A 22410-nucleotide genomic window follows, 5' to 3' on the forward strand; every position below is an offset into this window, starting at 1 on the left:
CGAGGTGGGCCTGGCATGGGGATTGGTCACCAACCCCATGATCTCGGCGCCGATCCGTGGGGTTGGTGACCAATCCCCGATGCTCGCGATTCGCCGGATCTGCCCGACTTCTCAGGCGACCCCGTCACTTCTCGGCCGATGCAACGCCTGAGACGTGCAGCATTCACCGGTGCACCGGTGAATGCTGCACCGGGCGCACCGCCGCACCTACGACACCGAGTCGACGACCCCGCCGTAGCGGGACTCGACCGGGCCGGACGGGGTACGCCGGCGGGGCGAGAGCCGCACCACGGAGCGCGGCCACCAGGTGGCCCGGCGCCGGGCGCTGCGGGGCGCGCCGCCGGCCAGGGCGGCCACGCACGCCTCCCCGTCGGCGGCGAGGCGGACCGGGTCGAGGGTGGCGCCGGTGCGGGCGTAGCGGTGCAGCTCGAGGGTGTGCACGAGCCGGTCGAGGGCGGCGACGGCGGCGGGCGCGACGGCCGCCCCGTGGGGAGGTCGGTCGACGGTGCCGCCGTCGACGGGCAGGCCGAGTCGGTCGACCAGGATCACGCGGGTGGCGCGGGGCGAGCGGCCGTCCGGCCAGGGCACGCCGAGGTCGATCGCGGTGTCGCGCAGCTCCGCCCAGACCAGCTCGGGGTCACCGGAGCCGAGCCGCCGGTCGCGCCGCCGACGCCGGACCAGGCCGGGGGCGAGCAGTCCCGCGCCGACCAGCACGACCGCGCCGAGCGCACCGATGACCGGCCCCCAGGCGATCCCGCCGGAGCTGTTCGAGTCGTTCTCGTCCGACGCCGCGGTCGCGCTCGTGTCGTCGGGCCGGGTCGGTCGCACCGAGGCCGACGTGGACTCCGACGTCGGCGCCGACTCGGTCGGCGCGATCGGGTCGTCCGAGCCGGGGATGGTGTACGACGGGACGTCGGTCGCCCGGCCGGCCGGGGTCGGCTCGAAGCGCACCCAGCCCGCGCCGTCGAAGTAGAGCTCGGGCCACGCGTGCATGTCGTGCGCGCTGTAGACCCACGTCCGCGCGCCGTCGGCGGTGGGCTCGAGGAAGCCGATCGCGACCCGCGCGGGGATGTCGAGGGTGCGGGCCATCGCGGCCATCGCCGCCGCGAACTGCTGGCAGAAGCCGGTGCGGCCGCCGGGCCCGGTGGAGAGGAAGTTGACCAGCGCCTCGGTGCCGCTGCCCTCGGCATGGTCGAGGGAGTAGGTGAACCCGCCGGTGTCGCGGAACCAGTTCTGCAGCGCGACCGCCTGCTCGTAGGGCGTCGTCGCGTCCTTGGTGACCTCCTTCGCGAGGTCGGACACCAGCGGCGGCAGGTCCTCGGGCACGTCGGTGAAGAGGTCGTCGACCTTGCCGCCGGGCGGTGCGGCGTCGGCCAGCCGCTCGGCGGTGATGTCGAGGTCGACCGAGGTCATCGTGTAGCGGATGCCCGCCGTGGTGAGGTCGTCGTCGCCGGCGAGGAAGTCCATCGTCTTGTCGTCGTAGCGCCAGTCGCCGGCGGCCTCGATGCGGCTGACCGGTGGCTCGGTCGGCAGCCAGCTCGACTCGAACTCGGGCAGCACGTTGACGTCCCACGCGTAGTCCTTGCGGGCCACCTGCGCCGCGACCCCCTCGGGCGGCGGCATCGACCCGTCGGCCAGGTGGTCGGCGGGGACGTCGCGGTCACCGGGGCTCCACTCGGCGTCGCTGAAGCGGGTCAGCGTCAGGATCCGCAGGTACGACGGGTCCGGGTCGTTGGTCGTCACCCGCACCAGCGGGATGTCCTCGCCGCGCTGCAGGTCGCGGACCAGGTCGACGACCGGGTTCTGGACCCGGATGTCGTCGCCTCCGCCGTTGCCGGGCCCGACGTCGAAGAAGTGGAGACCGGTCGCCGGCACGGCTGCGGGGACCAGGACGGCGAGCGCGGTCGCGGCCCCGCCGACCAGTCCCGCGGTGCCGCGGACCGCGTGGCTGCCCGCACCGAAGGAGATCGGGTCGCCGGTCTCGCGGTCCACCCCGAGCGGCCGGCCCCAACGGGCGACGTGGTCGCTCTCCTGGAGGAACATCATCGCGAGGTAGCCCAGCGCACCCAGGGCGAAGATCCACCAGGTCACCGGGTCGCCGACCATGCTCACCGGGATCGTGAAGATCGCCAGCAGCGGCAGCCCCGCGAGCGCGGCCCGGCGCATGGTGCACGCCAGCAGGTCGACCAGCAGCAGGCAGGCGAGACCGCCGGCGATGAGCAACGGGTCGACCGGCGGCGGGCCGTCGGGCACGGGGGAGCCGTAGGCCTTCGAGGTCGTCACGGCCTCGCTGAACGTCGTGTGCAGCTCGGTCCACGAGCCGCCGATCGGCAGCGGCGACCCGCAGAGCACCAGGCTCGTGACCAGCCCCGACACCACGACCTGGGTCAGCAGGACCAGCGCGCCGGGCCAGCGCCACCAGCGACCGGCGGTGCCGACACCGGCGATGACGGCCGCGAGGAGCAGCAACGGGTTGAGGAACCCGCCCGAGACCTCGACGAGCGCGCCCCACGACCACATCGACACCCAGGCGGTGCCGACGGCGACGACGGAGAGGAGAGCGGAGGTCGCCAGCCGCCCGCGGTGTCGGCCCGCCATCAGACGACCTCCCGCTCGGCGCCTCGCGCCGTCCCGCGCGAGACGTGGGTGCTGGTGTGCGCGAGCTCCTGCCAGACCGCGTCGAGCCGGTCCCGCGGGTGCAGCGCCACCGCGCGCCAGCCCTGCTGGCCGAGCAGGCGGGTCGCGGCCGCGCCAGGGGCGGCGCCGACCCACGCGTCGACGTCGACGGCGACCGCCATCGCCGAGGCGGCGTGGTGCTGCATCCGGCGCAGCACCGGCAGGTCGACCGGCTCGACGCCGCCGAAGACGGCCACCGTGAGGCCGCCGTGGGCGCCCTCGGCGAGCCACCCGGTCTCGAGCCGCGCCTGGTGCACGGGCTGGACCACGGCCAGCGCCTCGAGCAGGGGCCCCGCGTTGAGGTCGGCGCCGCGCAGGTGCCAGGCGCTGCCCGGTTCCTCGCCCGTCGCGGTGACCAGGCGTACGGCGAAGCCGCGCCGAGTCAGGTGCACCGCGATCGACGCGGCCGCGGACACCGCGGCCTCCAGCGACGAGGCGATGCCCTGGCCCCGGTGGGCGGTGACCCGGTTGTCGAGGAAGAGCGTCGCCCGCGACTGCCAGGGCTGCTCCTCGCGCCGCACCATGAGCTCGCCGACCCGGGCCGACGAGCGCCAGTGCACCCGGCGCAGGTCGTCGCCGCGGCGGTACTCGCGGACGGTGACGTCCTCGGCGCTGCCGGTCGCGAACGCGCGCGGCCGGTTGTCGCCGGAGCCGGTCCAGGCGCCACCGAGCGGGATCTGGGGGAGTGCGACCGTGCGCGGGGTGACGGTCAGCGGCACCGTCGTGCGGAAGGTGCGGCCGAGCTCGACCAGGCCGAAGGGGTCGCCGATCCGCACCGACATCGGGCCGATCTCGAAGCGGCCGCGGACGTCGGAGCGGACCTGGTAGGTCACGGAGTGGCGCCAGCCCTGGCCGATGCCCTCGGCGACGAACCGCGGCCGGGTGCCCAGGACGTAGGGGACCTGGTCCTCCAGGAGCAGCACGCCGTTGGGGGCGATGCCGTCGTTGGCGAGGGTCAGCGACACCCGGGCCGGTTGGCCCGCCGCGACCAGCTGCGGGGTGACGGTGCGGACCAGGGTCAGCCGGTAGCGGTTGCGGGAGAGCACCGCGACGGTGATCAGCGGCAGCGCCAGCAGCAGCACGCCGACGCGCGAGAGCGTCGACTGGTCGAGCACGATCGCGCACACGATCGCGGTGACCCCGGCAGCCAGGAAGGCCCGCCCGCGGACGGTGAGACCGGCGAGGGCCTCTCTCATCTGGCGGTCACCGAGCGCCGGACGGGACCGGCACCCCGCCGACGACGGCGTCGAGGATCGCGGTCGTCGAGCGGCCACTCATCGCCGCCTCGACGCTGGGCAGGAGCCGGTGGGCGAGCACCGGCCCGGCGAGCCGCAGCACGTCGTCGGGGAGCACGTACTCGCGGCCGTCCATCGCGGCCACGGCCTTCGCGGCGCGGACCAGGTGCAGGGTCGCGCGGGGGGAGGCGCCGAGCATCAGCTCGTCGGACCGGCGGGTCGCGGCGGTGAGCGACACGGCGTACCGCTGGACGTCGTGGGAGACGTGCACCTGGTTGACGATCGCGATCAGCTTGCGGATCTCGGCCGCGTCCGTGACGGGCTCGAGGTCGTCGAGCGGGTTGGCGCCGGTGTGCGAGGACAGCATCGCCATCTCCGCCGCCTCGACCGGGTAGCCGACCGACACCCGCGCCATGAAGCGGTCGCGCTGCGCCTCGGGCAGCGCGTAGGTGCCCTCCATCTCGATCGGGTTCTGGGTCGCGATGACCATGAAGGGCGACTCGAGCTGGTAGGTCGTGTTGTCGACGGTGACCTGGCGCTCCTCCATGCACTCCAGCAGCGCGGACTGCGTCTTGGGCGAGGCGCGGTTGATCTCGTCGCCGACCACGATGTTGGCGAAGACGCCGCCGGGCCGGAACTCGAACTCGCGGGTGTTCTGGTTGAAGACCGAGACGCCGGTGACGTCGGAGGGCAGCAGGTCGGGCGTGAACTGGATGCGCCGGACCGAGCAGTCGATGCTGCGCGCGAGGGCCTTGCTCAGCTGGGTCTTGCCGACGCCCGGCACGTCCTCGATCAGCAGGTGGCCCTCGGCGAGCAGGACGACGAGCGCGGACGAGACGACGTCCGGCTTGCCCTCGATGACCCGCTCGATGTTGCCGCGCACCCGCCCGACCACGCGGGCCAGGGTCTCGAGATCGGCGCCGCCGGATTCAGTTCCCACCAGTGATCCCTTCCGCGGGGTGCACGCACCCACCGTGTCACCCACCGTAGTCGTGGGGGAAACCTACGTGCCTCGCCCCAACTACGCATCTGACTCCTGTCATCACGCATCGGTTGCGCGCCAGGTTCACCCGTCTGGGGGACGGGGCGGGGTGAGGCCCGGTTCTCCACCATCCGCTCCACCGTCCTCCACCGCGGCGCGGATCTCCTCCACCGGCACTCCACCGACGGCCCGGTCGGCAGTCCCGAGGCCGCTGACCTGCGCAAACGTCGTACGACGCGTCCGGCGGCCCCGGCCCGGGCCATGGCCGGGCGCGGGCTCAGCGCCGCGAGAACACGCGGAGATTCGGGTCGAATGTGGTTGACGGTGGAGCAAAGTGGCGTAAAGTGGAGCGCAGTGGAGGAAGGGTCCGGTCGAGGGGCCAGGGGAGCGGAGGTGCCCGATGTTCTTCATGGGCACCTACACCCCGAAGCTCGACGAGAAGGGGCGTCTCTTCCTCCCGGCGAAGTTCAGGGACCGACTCGCGGAGGGGCTCGTGGTGACACAAGGTCAGGAGAACTGCCTGGTCGTGTGGCCCGCGGACGTCTTCATGGAGGAGGCCCGCCGGGCCCAGTCGACGCCGATGACCAACCGCGGTGCGCGTGACTACGCGCGTGTGTTGTTCGCCGGCGCCGAGGAGGCCACCCCGGACAAGCAGGGCCGCATCGGCGTCCCCGCCCACCTGCGGGAGTACGCCGGCCTCGACCGCGACGTGGTCGTGATCGGCGTCATGGACCGGATCGAGATCTGGGACCCGACCAAGTGGCGCGAGTACTCCAGCGGGGCCCAGGCGAAGTTCGCCGAGCTCGACGAGCAGCCCCACCAGAACTAGCAGCACCCCAGCACGGCAGCACCCAGCACGGCAGCAGCGCAGCGACAGCACCACAGCACAGCGGTCCGCAGGACGAGGTCTCGAGCCCGCTCCCGCAGCCCTCTCAGGGCACCTTCCCCGGTTCTGAGACGGCTCTTCCCCAGGGAGCGGGCAGGGACCTGGTCCGGCGGCCCGCTACTTCCTCAGCACCACCACTTCCCCAGCAGCACCCGAACTTCCCCGAGGGTCGAGATGAGCATCGCGCCTGCGGCACCCGTGCCGCCCCCCACCGCCGGTGAGCCGGCACCCCTGCCGCGGGTGCGCCACCAGGCGCGCGACGCGGCGACGCTGATGGCCTTCTCCGCACTGACCTCGATCGGGGTCGCGCTCGGGTTCCTGCTCCTCGCGGTCGCGGCGCGCCAGGCCTGACCATGAGCAGCCCCTCCCACGTCCCGGTCCTCCTCGACCGGGTCGTCTCCCTCCTGGCGCCCGCGCTCGAGCGCGACGGCGCCGTGCTGGTCGACTGCACGCTCGGCCTCGGTGGCCACAGCGAGGCCGTCCTCGCCCGGATCGCCGCGGCCCGCGTGGTCGGCATCGACCGCGACCCGGCCGCCCTCGAGCTGGCCTCGGCCCGCCTCGCGCCGTACGGCGACCGCTTCACCGGCGTCCACGCCGTCTACGACGAGATCCCCAGCGTGCTGCGCGACCTGGGCATGTCCCACGCCGACGGCGTCCTCTTCGACCTCGGTGTCTCCTCCATGCAGCTCGACGTCCGGGAGCGCGGCTTCGCCTACGCGGAGGACGCGCCGCTCGACATGCGGATGGACGGCACCACCGGACCGACCGCCGCCGACGTGCTCAACACCTACGACGCGGCGGACCTGACCCGCGTGCTGCGCGAGTACGGCGAGGAGAAGTTCGCCCGCAAGATCGCCGCCGCGATCGTCCGCGAGCGGGAGAAGGAGCCGTTCGCGCGCTCGGGCCGCCTCGTCGAGCTGCTGTACGCCGAGATCCCCGCCCCGGCGCGGCGTACCGGCGGCCACCCCGCCAAGCGCACCTTCCAGGCGCTGCGGATGGAGGTCAACGACGAGCTCGCCGTGCTCCGCCGGGCCATCCCGGCCGCGATCGACGCGATCGGCGTCGGCGGCCGCGTGGTCGTCGAGTCCTACCACTCCCTCGAGGACCGGCTGGTCAAGCAGGCGTTCACCGCCGCGACCCGCAGCGACGTCCCCGAGGACCTGCCGTTCGTCCCCGCCGGCTCCGAGCCGGCGCTGCGGCTGGTGACCCGCGGCGCCGAGAAGGCGAGCCCGGAGGAGATCGACGAGAACCCGCGCGCGGCCTCGGTCCGGCTGCGCGCGATCGAGCGGGTGCGTGAGAGGGGAGCGGCATGAGCAGTCCGGCAATGCAAGTGAGGTCGCGGCTCCCGCGGATCGCCAGTGGCGCGATCGAGCGGGCCCGGCTGACCGTCGTCCCGCGGCGGCGTACCAAGGCCAAGCGGATGCCGTTCATCGCGCTGGTCTCGCTGGTGCTGCTCGGCGGCGTCGTCGGCCTGCTCCTCTTCAACACCTCGATGCAGCAGGCGTCGTTCATGGCCTCGAACCTCGAGGACCAGGCGACCACCCTCGCCGCTCGCCAGCAGGGCCTCCAGATGGAGCTCGACCAGCTGCGCGACCCGCAGCGGATCGCCGGCCAGGCGCAGAAGCTCGGCATGGTGCAGGCCTGCACGCCGGCCTTCATCCAGCTCGGCACCGGCAAGGTCACCGGCGACCCGTGCGCGGGCACCGCCGCCGACGCGGTCCGGATCAACCCGCTGCCGCCGACCAAGCCCGCCGACATCGACCCGCAGCCGAACGTGGTCGTCGTCCAGCCACCGGCCGGCAGCGGCCAGAGCGGCCAGGGCGCGAGCAACAAGTCCAACTCGGGCGACACCACCGGCGCGGGCAACCGGGCTCAGGGCGGCCGGGACGGTAAGAACAACCAGTAGACCCACCAGCCCCACCCACCACACTCGACGAGCCAGGAGCAGCACGTTGCCTCCCACCCAGCCGCAGCCTCGCGGGAGCCGCCGGGGATCGCCCCAGCTGCGCCTGCGGATCGGCTTCCTGGTGATCGCGATGGTGCTCTCGGTCTTCGGGGCGCGGCTGGTGCAGCTGCAGGGCCTCGACCCCAACTCGTACGCCGCGATGGCGGCCGCCGAGGGCCTCGTCGAGGTCGACCTGCCGGCCACGCGCGGCGACATCCTCGACCGCAACGGCAAGCCGCTGGCGGACTCGGTCGACGGGCTGATGGTGGTCGCGGATCCCGAGCTCACCACCGAGCACGCCCCCGAGCTGGCCCGGCTCCTCTACCGCCGGCTGCACGTCGACTACGTCTCGACGCTCGCGAAGCTCCGCGAGGAGGGCAGCCGCTTCGAGTACATCGCCCGCCGGGTCCCCGCGACCAAGGCGACGGAGGTCGTCGCGGCCGCCGAGAAGGCGGGGTACGACGGCCTCGACACCCGCCAGGACCCGCTCCGCGACTACCCGGCCGGCGACGTCGCGGCCAACCTCGTCGGCTTCATGGGCACCGACGAGCCGCTCGCCGGCTTCGAGCGCACCTTCGACGACCAGCTCTCCGGCACGGACGGCTCGGCCCGCTACGAGGTCGGCGGCGGCGCCCGGATCCCGCTGGGCGAGAGCACGATCACCGAGCCGGTCAACGGCAAGGACCTCACGACCACGCTCGACCTCGACCTGCAGTGGTACACCCAGCGGGTCCTGCGCCAGACCGTCGAGGACGCCCGCGCCGACTCGGGCTTCGCGATCGTCATGGACCGCCAGACCGGGGAGATCCTCGCCCTGGCCGACGACCCGACGTACGACGCGAGCGAGCCCGACCAGGCCGACAAGGACAACCTGGGCTCGCGCGCCATGCAGGACGTCTACGAGCCGGGCTCGGTCGAGAAGGTGCTCACCATCAGCTCCCTGATGGACCTCGGGCTCGTGACGCCGCGGACCAAGATCGTCGTGCCGCCCGCGCTGGTGCGCGAGGACAGCCCGATCCACGACTGGTTCGCCCACGGCACCATCCACCTGACCCTGGCCGGTGTCATCGCGAAGTCCTCCAACATCGGCACCGTCCTCGCCGCCGACCACTTCAAGCAGGGTCAGCTCTACGACTACCTGCGCCAGTTCGGCCTCGGCGAGAAGACCGACATCGGGGTGCGCGGCGAGACCCAGGGCCTGCTGCCGGCGCGCAGCAGCTGGACCCACCAGATGCAGGACCGCATCGCCTTCGGCCAGTCGCTCTCGGTCAACGGCGTGCAGATGGCGGCCGCGATCAACGCGATCGCCAACGGCGGCGTGCGGATCGACCCGAGCCTGATCGAGGGCTCGGCCACCACCGACGACGGCGACCAGGTCGGCACCGACCACACCACCGAGCACCGGGTGGTCAGCGAGAAGGCCGCCACCGAGATGAGCCGGATGATGGAGCGGGTCGTCGACCCGGAGGTCGGCGTGGCCCCGGGCGCGGCGATCCCGGGCTACCGCGTCGCCGGCAAGACCGGCACGGCGCAGGCTGTCGGCGCCGAGTGCTCCTGCTACGACGGGTCGTTCGACGTCTCGTTCGCCGGCTTCGCGCCGGCCGACGACCCCCGCTTCACGGTCTACGTCGTGGTCAAGAACCCCCGCAACGGCGGCGGCGGTGGCTCGGTCGCGGGTCCGGCGTTCAAGAAGATCATGAGCTACGCCCTCCGCCGCTACGGCGTGCCGCCGACGGGCACCCAGCCCTCCCGGCTCCCCGTCGACTGGTGACGGCGTCCCCAGCGATAGGTTCGCGTGGTGAGTGACCAGACCCGGCCCGTGGAGCCGCCTCGGACGCCGTTGGCGACCCTGGCCGACGCTCTCGGCGCGACCGTCCGCGGTGACCTCGCGGGCGTCGAGGTCACCGGGATCTCGCTCTCCTCGCAGCGGATCCGGCCCGGCGACCTCTACGCCGCGCTGCCGGGTGCGCGCGCCCACGGCGTCGACTTCGCGCAGACGGCCCTCGCGGCCGGGGCGGTCGCGCTGCTGACCGACCCCGCCGGCGCCGACCGCGCCCCCGCCGGCGTCCCGGTGCTGGTCGTCGACACCCCTCGCGCCGTCCTCGGTGGGCTGGCCGCCCGCATCTACGGCGAGCCGGCCGCGTCGATGCGGATGATCGGCGTGACCGGCACCCAGGGCAAGACCACCACCACCCGACTCCTCGAGAGCGGCCTGCTCTCGGCGGGCGTGCCGGCGGCCTGCATCGGCACCGTCGGCACCCGCATGCTCGGCGTCGACGTCAAGACCGCGCTCACGACGCCGGAGGCGCCCGACCTGCACGGCCTCTTCGCCCTGATGCGCGAGCGCGGCGTCCGGGCCTGCGCGATGGAGGTCTCGAGCCACGCCCTGGTGATGGGCCGCGTCGACGGCGTCGTCTTCGATGTCGCGGTCTTCCTCAACCTCGGCCGCGACCACCTCGACTTCCACCGCGACGTCGAGGACTACTTCCAGGCCAAGGCCTCGCTCTTCACCCCGTCCCGGGCCCGGCTCGGGCTGGTCAACGTCGACGACGAGCACGGTCGCCGCCTGGTGGCCGAGGCGACCGTCCCGGTCCGGACCTTCTCGGCCGCCGGCAGCGACGCGGACTGGCGCGCGGTCGAGCTCGACCTGCGCCCCGACGGCTCGACGTTCACGATCCTCACGCCCGACGGCACCCGGCTGCCGGCGGGCTGCCCGCTGCCCGGCGACTTCAACGTCCTCAACACGCTCGCCGCCGTGGCCGCCGGCGCCGAGGCCGGACTCGACCCCGTCGCCCTGGCCGCCGGCATCGCGACCGTCGGCGGGGTGCCCGGCCGCCTCGAGCGGGTCGACGCCGGGCAGGACTTCGTCGTGGTGGTCGACTACGCCCACAAGCCGGACGCGGTGGAGGCCGTGCTCCGCACCCTCCGCCCGCTCACCGACGGGCAGCTGATCGCCGTCCTCGGCGCCGGCGGCGACCGTGACCCGGGCAAGCGGCCGATCATGGCGGGGATCGCGGCCCGGCTGGCCGACGTCCTCGTCGTCACCGACGACAACCCGCGCACCGAGGACCCGGCCGCGATCCGGGCCGCCATGCTGGCCGGTGTCGCCGACGGCGACGCCGAGGTGGTCGAGGTCGGCGACCGCCGGGCGGCCATCCGCGACGCCGTACGCCGCGCCCGGCCCGGTGACATCGTGCTCGTCGCCGGCAAGGGACACGAGACCGGACAGGAGATCGACGGCGTGGTGCACCCCTTCGACGACCGCGAGGTGGTCCGCGAGGAGCTGGCGGAGGTGCTCGCCCGGTGATCCCGATGACGTTGCAGGAGATCGCGGACGCCGTCGGCGGCACCGTCCACGGCGACCCCGAGGTGGTGGTCGACGCGCCGGCGTACGTCGACAACCGCCGGCCCGTCGACGGCGGCCTCTTCGTGGCGATCGCGGGGGAGCGGGTCGACGGCCACGACTACGCCGCCGGCGCGCACGCCGTCCTCGGCACCCGGCCCACCGACGCGCCGACCGTCGTCGTCGCCGACTCCGTGGTCGCGCTGGGTCGGCTGGCCCGCCACGTGCTCGACCGCATCGACGCGACCGTGCTCGCGATGACCGGCTCCCAGGGCAAGACCGGCACCAAGGACTATCTCGCCCACGTGCTCGGGACCGACGGCGAGACCGTGGCCACCGCGGGCAACAACAACAACGAGATCGGCGTCCCACTCACCGTGCTGCGCGCCACCTCCCGGACCCGCTACCTCGTCGTGGAGATGGGGGCCCGTGGCATCGGCCACATCTCCTACCTCTGCGAGATCGCACCCCCGCGGGTCGCCGCCGTCCTCAACGTCGGCACCGCCCACGTCGGTGAGTTCGGCTCCCGCGAGGCGATCGCGCGGGCCAAGGGGGAGATCGTCGAGGCGCTGCCCGCCGACGGCACCGCGGTCCTCAACGCCGGCGACGACCTGGTCGCGCCGATGGCCGACCGCACCGGCGCCCGGGTGCTCACCTTCGGCGGCCCGGACGCCGACGTGCGCGCGGTCGACGTGGAGGTGGACGACCGGGTGCGCCCGTCCTTCGGCCTCGGGTACGACGGGGCGTTCTTCCCGGTCCACCTCCTCCAGTCCGGCCTGCACCAGGTCGAGAACGCCGGCGCCGCGGCCGCGATGGCGCTCGCCGTGGGTCTCCCGCTCGAGCAGGTCGCCGACGCGCTCGGCGAGGTCGACGTGTCCTCGCCGATGCGCATGGAGGTCCACGAGCGTGCCGACGGGCTCGTCGTGGTCAACGACGCCTACAACGCCAACCCCGCCTCCACGACCCGCGCCGTCGAGACGCTGTGGGCGATGGGCCAGCGGCAGGGGCGCCGTACCGTCGCCGTGCTCGGCGAGATGCGCGAGCTCGGCGACACCGCCCACGTGGGACACGCCGAGGTCGGCCAGGCGGCCGGCGCCCTGGGCGTGGACGTCGTCGTCGTGGTCGGGGAGGCGGCGCTCGGGATCGTCGACGGACTGCGTGCCGTCAACCCGAAGTGGACCGGTGAGGCGATCGTCACGGCGGGGCGCGACGAGGCTCGGGCCTGGGTACGGAAGAATGTCGCGGCGGACGACATCGTCCTGGTGAAGGCCTCCAACGGCGTCGGGCTGTGGGTGGTCGCCGACGACCTGCTCGAGGAGGGAGACACCGCACCATGAGAGCGATCCTGTTCGCCGGCGGCCTGTCCCTGCTCATCTCGCTGCTCGGCACCCGCGTCGCGATCAACCTGTTCACCCGGTGGGGCTACGGGCAGGAGATCCGCGACGACGGGCCGACCAGCCACCACACCAAGCGCGGCACGCCCACGATGGGCGGCGTGGTCATCATCCTGGCCACCGTCGTCGGCTACTTCGGTGCGCTGCTGATCACCCAGACGGCGCCCTCCGCCTCGGCGTTGCTGCTGCTCTTCCTCTTCGTCGGGATGGGCCTGGTCGGCTTCCTCGACGACTACATCAAGATCTCCAAGCAGCGCAGCCTGGGCCTGCGCAGCAAGGCCAAGATGGTCGGGCAGACGATCGTCGCGGTCGTCTTCGGCGCGCTCGCGCTCTCACCGTGGCTCGAGGACGCCAATGGCGAGACACCCGCCTCCGACCACATCTCGTTCCTCCGCGACATCGGCTGGCTGGCGCTGCCGATGCTGCTCGCGATCGTGCTGTTCTGGCTGATCATCGTCGGCACGAGCAACGCGGTGAACCTCACCGACGGGCTCGACGGCCTGGCCGCGGGCGCCTGCACGATGGTCTTCGCGGCGTACATGATCGTGAACATCTGGCAGGGCAACCAGTTCTGCGGCGCCGACAACCCACCGCTCTGCTACGACGTGCGCGACCCGCTCGACCTGGCGATCGTGGCCGCGTCGCTGACGGGCGCCTGCTTCGGCTTCCTGTGGTGGAACGCCTCGCCGGCCGCGATCTTCATGGGCGACACCGGCTCGCTGTCGCTCGGCGCCGCGCTCGCCGGCCTGGCGATCCTGACCCGCACCGAGCTGCTGCTCGTCATCCTCGGCGGCCTCTTCCTCGTCATCACGCTCTCGGTGATGATCCAGGTCAGCTTCTTCAAGCTGTCGCGCAGCTCGGGGATCGTCCGCAAGGTCTTCCGGGTCGGGCCAGGACACCGGGTCTTCCGGATGGCGCCGCTGCAGCACCACTTCGAGCTGCTGGGCTGGGAGCAGGTCACCATCGTGATCCGCTTCTGGATCATCACCGGCCTCTGCGTGGCCGGCGGCCTCGGCATCTTCTACGCCGAGTGGGTCGCGCGCCTGTGACACCCACCGATCTCGGGCGGCACGACTCCTGGGAGGGCGTGCGGGCGGTGGTCGCCGGCTTCGGCGTGTCCGGCTTCGCCGCCGCCGACAACCTCAACCACCTGGGCGCGAGTGTCATCGCCCTCGACGAGTCCGAGGCCGGGGACCGGCCCGAGAAGGCGGAGCTGCTCGAGGTCCTGGGCGCCGACGTACGCCTCGGCGCCGGTACGACGTCGACGCTGCCCGACGACGTCGACCTGCTGGTCACCTCGCCCGGCTGGCGCCCCGACGCCCCGCTGCTCGCGCAGGCCCGGGCCCGTGGCATCCCGATCTGGGGCGAGGTCGAGCTCGCCTGGCGGCTGCGCGACCCGAACCACGACACCCCGTGGCTCTGCGTCACCGGCACCAACGGCAAGACCACGACCGTGCAGATGCTCGAGTCGATCCTGCGGGCCGGCGGGCTGCGCACCGTCGCCGCGGGCAACGTCGGGCTGCCGATCGTCGAGGCGGTCATGGACCCCGAGCCGTACGACGTCCTCGCGGTCGAGCTCTCCAGCTTCCAGCTCCACTACACCGACTCGATGAGCGCGGAGTCCGCCGCGGTCCTCAACGTCGCCGAGGACCACCTCGACTGGTACTCCTCGATGGGCGACTACGCCGCCGACAAGGGCCGCATCTACGAGCGGGTGCGCAGGGCCTGCGTCTACAACGTCGCCGACCCCGAGACCGAGCGGCTGGTCCGTGAGGCCGACGTCGAGGAGGGCGCCCGGGCCATCGGCTTCACCCTCGGCATGCCCTCGGTGGGCATGGTCGGCCTGGTCGAGGACATCCTCGCCGACCGCGCCTTCATCGAGCAGCGCGACACCAGTGCTGCCGAGCTCTGCACGATCGCCGACCTGGCCTCGCCCGCGCCGCACTTCGTGGCCAACGCCCTCGCCGCCGCGGCCCTCGCGCGCTCGCACGGCGTCTCGCAGGCCGCGGTCCGCGACGGGCTGCGCGCCTTCCGGCCCGACGGCCACCGGATCGCGGTGGTCGGCACCGCCGACGGGGTCACCTGGGTCGACGACTCCAAGGCCACCAACCCGCACGCCGCGCAGTCCTCGCTGCTCGCCTACGACCCCGTCGTGTGGGTCGCCGGCGGCCTGGCGAAGGGTGCCCGCTTCGACGACCTGGTGGCCGCCGTCCGGACGCGGCTGCGCGGCGTCGTGCTGCTCGGCCGCGACCGCGAGGTGATCGCCGAGGCGCTTTCGCGACACGCGCCCGATGTGCCGGTCATCGCGGTCGACGCCGACGAGACTGAGCGCGTAGGCGGCGGACAGGCCGTCATGGCGCGTGCCGTGGACGCGGCGGCCGTGCTCGCCCGACCCGGCGACACGGTGCTGCTGGCCCCGGGGTGCGCGTCCATGGACATGTTCACCAACTACGCCGAGCGCGGGGACGCGTTCGCCGACGCCGTACGCCGCAGGCTCTGACTCGAGGAGGGACCACGCGATGACCACCGCGGACCCCTTCGAGCACTCCCGCCGCCGGCCCGCCGTCCTCGGTTGGTACGCCGCGGCTCGGCAGGCGCTCGACCGCCCGCTGACGTCCTACTACCTGCTGCTCGGCGCCTCGACGCTGCTGCTCGTGATCGGCCTGATCATGGTGCTGAGCGCGTCGAGCGTCTACTCCTACCAGGAGAACAACGGCGACTCCTACGCCGTCGTCAAGCGGCAGCTGATGTGGGTGCTGCTCGGCGTCCCCTTCGCCTTCGTGGCGTCGCGGATCCACTACGGCTTCCTGCGCCGCTTCGCCTGGGTCTCGCTCTTCGTGTCGATCGTGCTCCTCGCCCTCACCCAGACCGGGCTGGGCGTCACGGTCAACGGCAACACCAACTGGCTCGGCGTCGGGCCGTTCGTGATCCAGCCCGCCGAGATCGCCAAGCTCTCGATCGTGCTCTGGGCGGCACACATCTACGCCCGCAAGGAGAAGCGGCTCGACAGCTTCCACGAGGTGATGATGCCGGTGGTGCCCGGCCTGATGGCCGTCATCGCCCTGGTCGTCCTCGGCCACGACCTCGGCACCGCTCTCGTGCTCTTCGCGATCCTGCTCGCGATGCTCTGGGTGGTCGGCGCCCCCGCGCGACTCTTCACCGCGTCGCTCACCGTCATCGGCGTGGTCGCCCTCTACCTCGCCTCGACCAGCAGCGAGCGCCGCGAGCGGCTCACCAACTTCGCCGACCCCTTCAAGGACTTCCACAACGCGGGCTGGCAGCCCGCCCACGGTCTCTACGCCCTCTCCCATGGCGGCGTCTTCGGCCAGGGCATCGGCGCCAGCCAGCAGAAGTGGGGCAACCTGCCCGAGGCCCACACCGACTTCATCTTCGCCGTGCTCGGCGAGGAGCTCGGCCTGGTCGGGACCCTGCTGGTGATCTCGCTCTTCCTCACGATCGCGTACGCCGCCGTCCGCGTCGCCTCGCGCACGCAGGAGCCCTTCGTGCGCTACATGACCTTCGGCATCGTGGTCTGGCTGCTCGGGCAGATGATCATCAACGTCGGCATGGTCCTGGCCCTGCTGCCGGTCATCGGCATCCCGCTGCCGCTGGTCTCCTACGGCGGCTCGGCGCTGGTCCCGTCGCTGGTCGCGCTGGGCCTGCTGATCGGCTTCGCGCGCCGCGAGCCGGAGGCCGCGCGGGCCCTCGCCCAGCGCAAGAAGGCGCGGTCGGCCGGTCTCTCCGCGGGCTCGCCCTCGTCCTCGTGACCCGGACTTGGAATCCGCACCGCATGTCGCACCCCGCGCACGCCCCTCGCTGCGTTGGCAGAGCTGGAGATACGTCCGGTAGCCCTGCGCTCCGCCGCCTTGCGAGGCACGCCCGCGGAGCACGACCTACGGCACGGATTCCGCGTCCGGGTCACTAGGCTTGACCACGATGCGCGTTCTCCTCGCCGGCGGCGGCACCGCCGGCCACACCTCGCCCCTGCTCGCCACCGCCGACGCCCTGCGCCGCCTCGAGCCCGACGGCGAGATCACCTGCCTCGGCACCCGCGAGGGACTCGAGGCGCACGTCGTCCCGGCGGCCGGCTACCCGCTCGAGGTGGTGCCGCGCGTGCCGCTCCCGCGCCGACCCGGCGCCGACCTGTTCCGCGTCCCGGGCCGGCTCCGCGCCGCTCGGGCGGCCGCGCTGGAGATCGTCGACCGCACCCGGCCCGACGTCGTCGTCGGCTACGGCGGCTACGTGTCGGTGCCGGCGTACCTCGCCGCGCGCAAGCGGCAGGTGCCCCTCGTCGTCCACGAGGGCAACACCCTGCCCGGCATCGCGAACAAGCTCGGCGCCCGGCTGACCGACCACGTCGCCACCAGCTTCCCCGACACCCGGCTGCGCCACGGCCAGTACGTCGGGCTGCCCGTGCGCCGGATGATCTCGACGCTCGACCGGGCGGCGCTGCGCGCCGAGGCCCGTGCCCACTTCGGGCTCGACCCGCAGGGCCCGGTGCTGCTGGTGACCGGTGGCTCCCAGGGCGCGCGCAGCCTCAACCGGGGCGTCTCCGGGGCCGCCGCCGACCTGGACGCCGCGGGCGTCCAGGTGCTGCACGTCCAGGGCCGGCACGGCGGGGCCGAGCCGGCCGCGACCCGCACGCCGTACGTCGTCGTCGACTTCGTCGACCGGATGGACCTGGCCTACTCGGCGGCCGACGCCGTGCTGTGCCGGGCCGGCTCCAACACCGTGGTGGAGGTCTCCGGCCTGGGCCTGCCCGCGATCTACGTCCCCCTGCCGATCGGCAACGGCGAGCAGGCGCTCAACGCGCAACCCGTCGTCGACGCCGGCGGCGGGCTCATGGTCGCCGACGCCGACCTGACGCCCGACTGGGTCCGCGCCCACGTGCCGGGCCTGCTCACCGACCCGGAGCGGCTGCGCGCGATGAGCGCGGCGGCGGCCGGCCTGATCCCGCTCGACGCCGACGAGAAGCTCGCGCGGATGGTGCTCGAGGCGGCCCGGTGAGGATCCCCGTTCCCGACGAGGTCGTCCCCGCCGACCGGCTCGGCCGGGTCCACTTCGTCGGCATCGGCGGCGCGGGCCTCTCCGGCATCGCCCGCATCATGCTCGCCCGCGGCATCGAGGTCAGCGGCAGCGACGGCGTCGACTCGCCGACGCTCGACGCCCTGCGCGCCCTCGGCGCGACCGTCCACGTCGGCCACGACGCGTCCCACGTGGGGGACGCCGACACCCTCGTGGTCTCCACAGCGGTGCGGGAGGACAACTCCGAGTACCTCGAGGCCGTCCGCCGCGGCCTCCGCGTGCTGCCCCGCTCGACGGCGCTCGCCGCGGTGATGGCCGGCCGGCGGGTGGTCGCGGTCGCGGGCACCCACGGCAAGACGACGACCACCTCGCTGCTCACCGTCGCCCTCCAGGCGGCCGGCGCTGACCCGACGTACGCCATCGGCGGCGAGCTCTCCGCCACCGGCGTCAACGCGGCCGAGGGGAGCGGTGACCTCTTCGTGGCCGAGGCCGACGAGAGCGACGGCGCCTTCCTGCACTACGCGCCGTACGCCGCGGTCGTCACCAACGTGGACGCCGACCACCTCGACCAGTGGGGCACGCCCGAGGCGTACGTCGCCGCCTTCGACCGCTTCGTCGAGACGGTCGACCCGGCCGGGTTCCTGGTCTGCTGCGTCGACGACCCCGGCGCCGCGGCGCTCGCCGAGCGGGCCCGCGCGGCCGGCCGGCGCGTGGTCGAGGTGACCGTGCGGCAGCCCCACGCGCTCGCCGGCGTCACGCTCTGGTCGCCGGGCGACCACTACCTCGCCGACGCGCTCGCCGCGCACGCCACCGGCGTCGCGCTCGGCTTCGGGCCCGCCGAGCTCGCCGCAGGCATCGCCTCCTACACCGGGACCAAGCGGCGGATGGAGCCCAAGGGCGAGGTCGCCGGGGTGCGCGTCTACGACAGCTACGCCCACCACCCGGTCGAGATCGCCGGGGACCTGCAGGCCGCGCGGGCGCTGGCGGGGGAGGGCCGCGTGGTCGTCGCCTTCCAGCCGCACCTGGTCTCGCGCACCCGGATCTTCGGCACCGCGATGGGCGAGGCGCTCGGCGCGGCCGACGAGGTCGTGGTGCTCGACGTCTACCTCGCCCGTGAGGAAGCCGACCCCGACGTCACCGGCGCGCTGGTCGCGGCCGCCGTGCCCCTGCCCGCGGAGCGGGTCGCCTTCGTGCCGGCGTACGACGAGGTCGCGGCCGCGCTCGTGGCCCGCGCCCGGCCGGGCGACCTGGTGCTGACCCTCGGCGCCGGCACCGTCACCGCGATCGCGCCCCGGGTCCTGGAGCTGCTGGCCGATGCCTGAGACCGAGACCCGCCCCGACCGCGCGACCACCCGCACGCGGCGCCGTTTCGCGCGCCGCCAGTGGGCGCGGCGCTGGCTGAACTGGAAGCCGGTCCTCGCGATCGTGCTCCTCCTCGTGCTCGTCGTCGGCGGCGTCTGGCTCGTCTACTTCTCCTCCTTCCTGGCGGTCCAGGGCGTCCAGGTGGTCGGCAACGAGCGGATCGGCGCCGCGGAGGTACGCCGCGCCGCCGCCGTACCGGAGGGCGACCCGCTGGCCACCGTCGACCTCGACCGGATCCGCACCCGCGTCGAGGCCCTGGCCGCGGTGAAGTCCGCCGACGTCTCCCGGCAGTGGCCCGACCAGGTGCGCATCGACGTGACCGAGCGGGTCGCCGTCGCGGTGGTCGACCTCGGCGGTGCGCTGCACGGGATGGACGAGGACGGGGTCGTCTTCGTCGACTACACGCGGGCGCCGGCCGGCCTGCCGCGCGTGGACAGCCCGGCGGGGGCCGGCACCGAGGCGCTCCAGGAGGGTGCTCGTGTCGTGGCGTCGCTCCCGGGCGACCTCGCCACGAAGGTCGACCACGTGAACCTGGAGACCGTCGACGAGATCTCGCTCGTGCTGCGCGACGGCCGCGAGGTGGAGTGGGGGAGCGCGGACGAGTCGGCCCAGAAGGCCGAGGTCCTCGCCGACTTCCTCGACAAGGACTGGCAGCACCTGGACGTCACCGTCCCGGGCCTGCCCGCCACGAAGTAGGAGTCGCTCCCGCCGATCCGGCGCCGATCGCGGTCGCGCGCGGCGTGTCGCCACGATTCCGTGGCGTCGGCTGCCTACTGTCATCGGCACGGCGAGGTTGACATAACTATAACCCTCAGCCTGAGGGTCAGAGTTCAGGGACACGCCGGACGACTTCCCCAGGGGCACCGCCCCCGGAGCACCACCCCGCAGCACCCAGCAGCACCCGCGCAGCAGCAACCAGACCAGCAGCACATCCCAACCGATCAGCGAAGGGCGAGATCGCCGTGGCAGCAGCACAGAACTACCTGGCCATCATCAAGGTCGTGGGCATCGGTGGTGGTGGTGTCAACGCCGTCAACCGGATGATCGAGGTCGGCCTCAAGGGGGTCGAGTTCATCGCCATCAACACCGACGCCCAGGCGCTCCTCATGAGCGACGCCGACGTCAAGCTCGACATCGGTCGCGAGCTCACCCGCGGCCTCGGTGCCGGCGCCAACCCCGACGTCGGCGCGAAGGCCGCCGACGACCACGCCGACGAGATCGAGGAGGTCCTCAAGGGGGCCGACATGGTCTTCGTGACCGCGGGCGAGGGTGGCGGCACGGGCACAGGTGGTGCCCCGGTCGTGGCCCGGATCGCCCGCTCGCTGGGCGCCCTGACCATCGGCGTGGTGACCCGCCCGTTCGCGTTCGAGGGCCGGCGCCGCGCCAACTCGGCCGAGGAGGGCATCGCGCAGCTGCGCGAGGAGGTCGACACCCTCATCGTCATCCCGAACGACCGGCTGCTCTCGATCAGCGACCGCAACGTCTCGGTGCTCGACGCCTTCAAGCAGGCCGACCAGGTGCTCCTCCAGGGCGTCTCGGGCATCACCGACCTGATCACCACCCCGGGCCTGATCAACCTCGACTTCGCCGATGTGAAGTCCGTGATGTCCAACGCCGGCTCGGCCCTCATGGGCATCGGCTCGGCCCGCGGTGAGGACCGCTCGGTCGCCGCCGCGGAGATGGCCGTCTCCAGCCCGCTGCTCGAGGCCAGCATCGACGGCGCCCACGGGGTGCTGCTCTCGATCGCCGGCGGCTCCGACCTCGGCCTCTTCGAGATCAACGAGGCCGCCGCGCTGGTCGCCGACGCGGTGCACCCGGAGGCGAACATCATCTTCGGTGCCACCATCGACGACGCCCTCGGCGACGAGGTCCGGGTCACCGTGATCGCGGCCGGCTTCGACGGCGGCATGCCCAAGCGGACCAGTGAGGGCAACGTGCTGCGGCGCGACACCAAGCCGGCCCAGGCGCCGGCGGCCGAGGCCAAGCCCGCCTCGACCGAGGACAAGCAGCCCGCGCAGGAGAAGCAGCCGGCGACCGCCTCCGCCCCCGCGGGTGGCATCCCCGGCGGCCCGGCCCGTCGTCCGGCCGCACCGGCGCCGTCGGTGCAGTTCGACGACGACGACCTGGACGTGCCCGACTTCCTCAAGTGACGCCTTTCGGGTTCCGCGACACCGTGCCGGTCGACACCGGCACGGTGTTCGTCGCGTTCACGGACCGACGGCTCGACCTGGGTGACCTCGCCCCGGACGAGGTCCGGGCGGCCGGCCTCGCGGAGGTCGCCGCCGCGACCGCCGCGACCCCCTGCCTGATGCGACAGGTCCACGGCACGACCGTGCACGTCGTCGAGGCGCCGTACGACGACCTGCCCGACGCCGACGCCCTGGTCACCGACCGCACCGGCGTCGCACTGCTCGCCCGTGCCGCCGACTGCGTCCCGGTGCTGCTGGTCGCGCGCACCGGCCACGTCGGGGCGGCGCACGCCGGGCGCGAAGGGGTCCGCCAGGGCGTCGTCCCGGCCGCCGTCGCGCGCCTGCGCGACCTCGGCGCCGAGGACGTCCGGGCCTGGATCGGCCCCCACGTGTGCGGCCGGTGCTACGAGGTGCCCGCGGAGATGCGGGCCGACATCGCGGCCGACGTCCCCGCGACGGCGGCGACCACGAGCTGGGGCACCCCCTCGCTCGACCTCGGTGCCGGCGTGCGCGCCCAGCTCACCGACGCGGGCGTCCCGCACGTCGAGGTCGGCGGCTGCACGCTCGAGGACGACACCCTGCACTCCTACCGCCGCGACGGCGCGGCCGCCGGTCGCCTCGCGGGCGTCGTCTGGAGGGTGGCATGAGCGCCCCGGCCGGTCGCCGCGAGGAGCTCGAGGCCGGGCTCGCCGGCGTGCGCGCCCGGATCGCCGCCGCGTGTGCCGAGGCCGGACGCGACCCCGACGAGGTGCGGCTGGTCGTGGTCACCAAGTTCTTCCCGGCCTCCGACGTCCGCCTGCTCGCGGACCTCGGCGTCACCGACGTGGGCGAGAACCGCCACCAGGAGGCCGAGGCGAAGGCCGCCGAGTGCGCCGACCTCGGCCTCACCTGGCACTTCATCGGCGGGTTGCAGAGCAACAAGGCGGCCGCGGTGGCGGCCTACGCCGACGTCGTGGAGTCCGTCGACCGCGCCAAGCTGGTCCGTGGGCTCGACCGCGGGGCGGGGGAGCGGCAGGCGGTCGTCGACGTGCTCCTCCAGGTCAGCCTCGACCCGCCCGGGCGCCCGGGGCGCGCGGGCGCCGAGCCCGACCAGCTCGCGGCCCTGGCCGCCGCGGTCGGCGACGCCGAGCACCTGCGGCTGCGCGGCCTGATGGCCGTCGCGCCGCTCGGCGAGGACCCCGCGACGGCGTTCGCGCGGCTCGCCGGGATCCGCCAGGAGTTCCTGGTCGACCACCCCGACGCCGGCCTGCTCTCGGCCGGCATGAGCGGCGACCTCGAGCACGCCGTGAAGATCGGCGCGACACACGTGCGCGTTGGGTCCGCGGTCCTCGGTTCGAGGCCCCAGGTCCAGTAATGTCCCCATCACCACACCA

Annotated in this window: 19 protein-coding genes; 16 read left to right on the forward strand and 3 right to left on the reverse strand. The window is 73.5% G+C overall.

Annotated elements, in window-relative coordinates; genetic code table 11:
• Positions 1 to 207: 207 nt before the first annotated feature.
• Genes K8U61_RS01410 through K8U61_RS01420 form a run of 3 tightly spaced genes read right to left on the reverse strand, consistent with a single transcriptional unit; the run spans position 208 to position 4815 of the window.
• On the reverse strand, positions 208 to 2598 hold the full coding sequence (locus tag K8U61_RS01410; RefSeq protein ID WP_224121173.1) for a transglutaminase TgpA family protein: 2391 nt from the start codon (positions 2596 to 2598) through the stop codon (positions 208 to 210).
• Positions 2598 to 3872, reverse strand: a complete 1275-nt coding sequence (locus tag K8U61_RS01415) for a DUF58 domain-containing protein (protein WP_224121174.1) — start codon at positions 3870 to 3872, stop codon at positions 2598 to 2600. Before K8U61_RS01415 ends, K8U61_RS01410 begins: the two co-directional genes overlap by 1 nt.
• Positions 3873 to 3879: 7 nt before the next feature.
• Positions 3880 to 4815, reverse strand: coding sequence for an AAA family ATPase (locus K8U61_RS01420; RefSeq protein WP_224121913.1), 936 nt, complete (start codon positions 4813 to 4815; stop codon positions 3880 to 3882).
• Positions 4816 to 5293: 478 nt separating this feature from the next.
• Between K8U61_RS01420 and mraZ the strand changes: the two genes are divergently transcribed.
• The 16 genes from mraZ (at position 5294) to K8U61_RS01500 (ending at position 22391) form a co-directional block, all read left to right on the forward strand.
• On the forward strand, positions 5294 to 5722 hold the full coding sequence (mraZ, locus tag K8U61_RS01425; RefSeq protein ID WP_224121175.1) for a division/cell wall cluster transcriptional repressor MraZ: 429 nt from the start codon (positions 5294 to 5296) through the stop codon (positions 5720 to 5722).
• A gap of 231 nt (positions 5723 to 5953) precedes the next feature.
• The gene (locus K8U61_RS01430) at positions 5954 to 6130 is read left to right on the forward strand and encodes a hypothetical protein (protein WP_224121176.1); all 177 of its coding nucleotides are present in this window, start codon (positions 5954 to 5956) and stop codon (positions 6128 to 6130) included.
• A gap of 2 nt (positions 6131 to 6132) precedes the next feature.
• The gene (gene rsmH / locus K8U61_RS01435) at positions 6133 to 7092 is read left to right on the forward strand and encodes a 16S rRNA (cytosine(1402)-N(4))-methyltransferase RsmH (RefSeq protein ID WP_224121177.1); all 960 of its coding nucleotides are present in this window, start codon (positions 6133 to 6135) and stop codon (positions 7090 to 7092) included.
• Positions 7089 to 7685, forward strand: a complete 597-nt coding sequence (gene ftsL / locus K8U61_RS01440) for a cell division protein FtsL (RefSeq protein WP_224121178.1) — start codon at positions 7089 to 7091, stop codon at positions 7683 to 7685. The genes rsmH and ftsL overlap by 4 nt, the downstream gene beginning before the upstream one ends.
• 46 nt (positions 7686 to 7731) lie before the next feature.
• Positions 7732 to 9495, forward strand: coding sequence for a peptidoglycan D,D-transpeptidase FtsI family protein (locus K8U61_RS01445; protein ID WP_224121179.1), 1764 nt, complete (start codon positions 7732 to 7734; stop codon positions 9493 to 9495).
• A 27-nt stretch (positions 9496 to 9522) separates the two neighbouring features.
• A complete protein-coding gene (locus K8U61_RS01450) occupies positions 9523 to 11031 on the forward strand; it encodes a UDP-N-acetylmuramoyl-L-alanyl-D-glutamate--2,6-diaminopimelate ligase (protein WP_224121180.1) in 1509 nt (502 codons plus the stop codon).
• 5 nt (positions 11032 to 11036) lie between these two features.
• Positions 11037 to 12404 (forward strand): UDP-N-acetylmuramoyl-tripeptide--D-alanyl-D-alanine ligase, encoded by a 1368-nt coding sequence (locus K8U61_RS01455; RefSeq protein ID WP_224121181.1) that lies wholly within the window; start codon positions 11037 to 11039, stop codon positions 12402 to 12404.
• Positions 12401 to 13510, forward strand: coding sequence for a phospho-N-acetylmuramoyl-pentapeptide-transferase (mraY, locus tag K8U61_RS01460; RefSeq protein ID WP_224121182.1), 1110 nt, complete (start codon positions 12401 to 12403; stop codon positions 13508 to 13510). The genes K8U61_RS01455 and mraY overlap by 4 nt, the downstream gene beginning before the upstream one ends.
• A complete protein-coding gene (gene murD / locus K8U61_RS01465) occupies positions 13507 to 14961 on the forward strand; it encodes a UDP-N-acetylmuramoyl-L-alanine--D-glutamate ligase (RefSeq protein WP_224121183.1) in 1455 nt (484 codons plus the stop codon). The genes mraY and murD overlap by 4 nt, the downstream gene beginning before the upstream one ends.
• Positions 14962 to 14980: 19 nt before the next feature.
• Complete coding sequence (ftsW, locus tag K8U61_RS01470) at positions 14981 to 16228, forward strand: putative lipid II flippase FtsW (protein ID WP_224121184.1); 1248 nt, start codon at positions 14981 to 14983, stop codon at positions 16226 to 16228.
• Between the two features lie 169 nt (positions 16229 to 16397).
• Positions 16398 to 17468: an undecaprenyldiphospho-muramoylpentapeptide beta-N-acetylglucosaminyltransferase gene (murG, locus tag K8U61_RS01475; RefSeq protein WP_224121185.1), complete on the forward strand. Its 1071-nt coding sequence runs from the start codon at positions 16398 to 16400 to the stop codon at positions 17466 to 17468.
• Positions 17465 to 18808, forward strand: coding sequence for a UDP-N-acetylmuramate--L-alanine ligase (murC, locus tag K8U61_RS01480; RefSeq protein WP_224121186.1), 1344 nt, complete (start codon positions 17465 to 17467; stop codon positions 18806 to 18808). Before murG ends, murC begins: the two co-directional genes overlap by 4 nt.
• The gene (locus K8U61_RS01485; protein WP_224121187.1) at positions 18801 to 19544 is read left to right on the forward strand and encodes a cell division protein FtsQ/DivIB; all 744 of its coding nucleotides are present in this window, start codon (positions 18801 to 18803) and stop codon (positions 19542 to 19544) included. Before murC ends, K8U61_RS01485 begins: the two co-directional genes overlap by 8 nt.
• Before the next feature lie 266 nt (positions 19545 to 19810).
• Entirely contained in the window at positions 19811 to 20998 is a 1188-nt protein-coding gene (gene ftsZ / locus K8U61_RS01490) for a cell division protein FtsZ (RefSeq protein ID WP_224121188.1), read from the forward strand.
• Positions 20995 to 21684 carry a purine nucleoside phosphorylase YfiH/LACC1 family protein gene (locus K8U61_RS01495; protein WP_224121189.1) on the forward strand — a complete coding sequence of 230 codons (690 nt, stop codon included), beginning with the start codon at positions 20995 to 20997 and terminating at the stop codon, positions 21682 to 21684. Before ftsZ ends, K8U61_RS01495 begins: the two co-directional genes overlap by 4 nt.
• Positions 21681 to 22391, forward strand: coding sequence for a YggS family pyridoxal phosphate-dependent enzyme (locus K8U61_RS01500; protein WP_224121190.1), 711 nt, complete (start codon positions 21681 to 21683; stop codon positions 22389 to 22391). Before K8U61_RS01495 ends, K8U61_RS01500 begins: the two co-directional genes overlap by 4 nt.
• Positions 22392 to 22410 lie beyond the last annotated feature (19 nt).

It is taken from the genome of Nocardioides mangrovi, from assembly GCF_020073815.1.
GTDB lineage: Bacteria > Actinomycetota > Actinomycetes > Propionibacteriales > Nocardioidaceae > Nocardioides > Nocardioides mangrovi.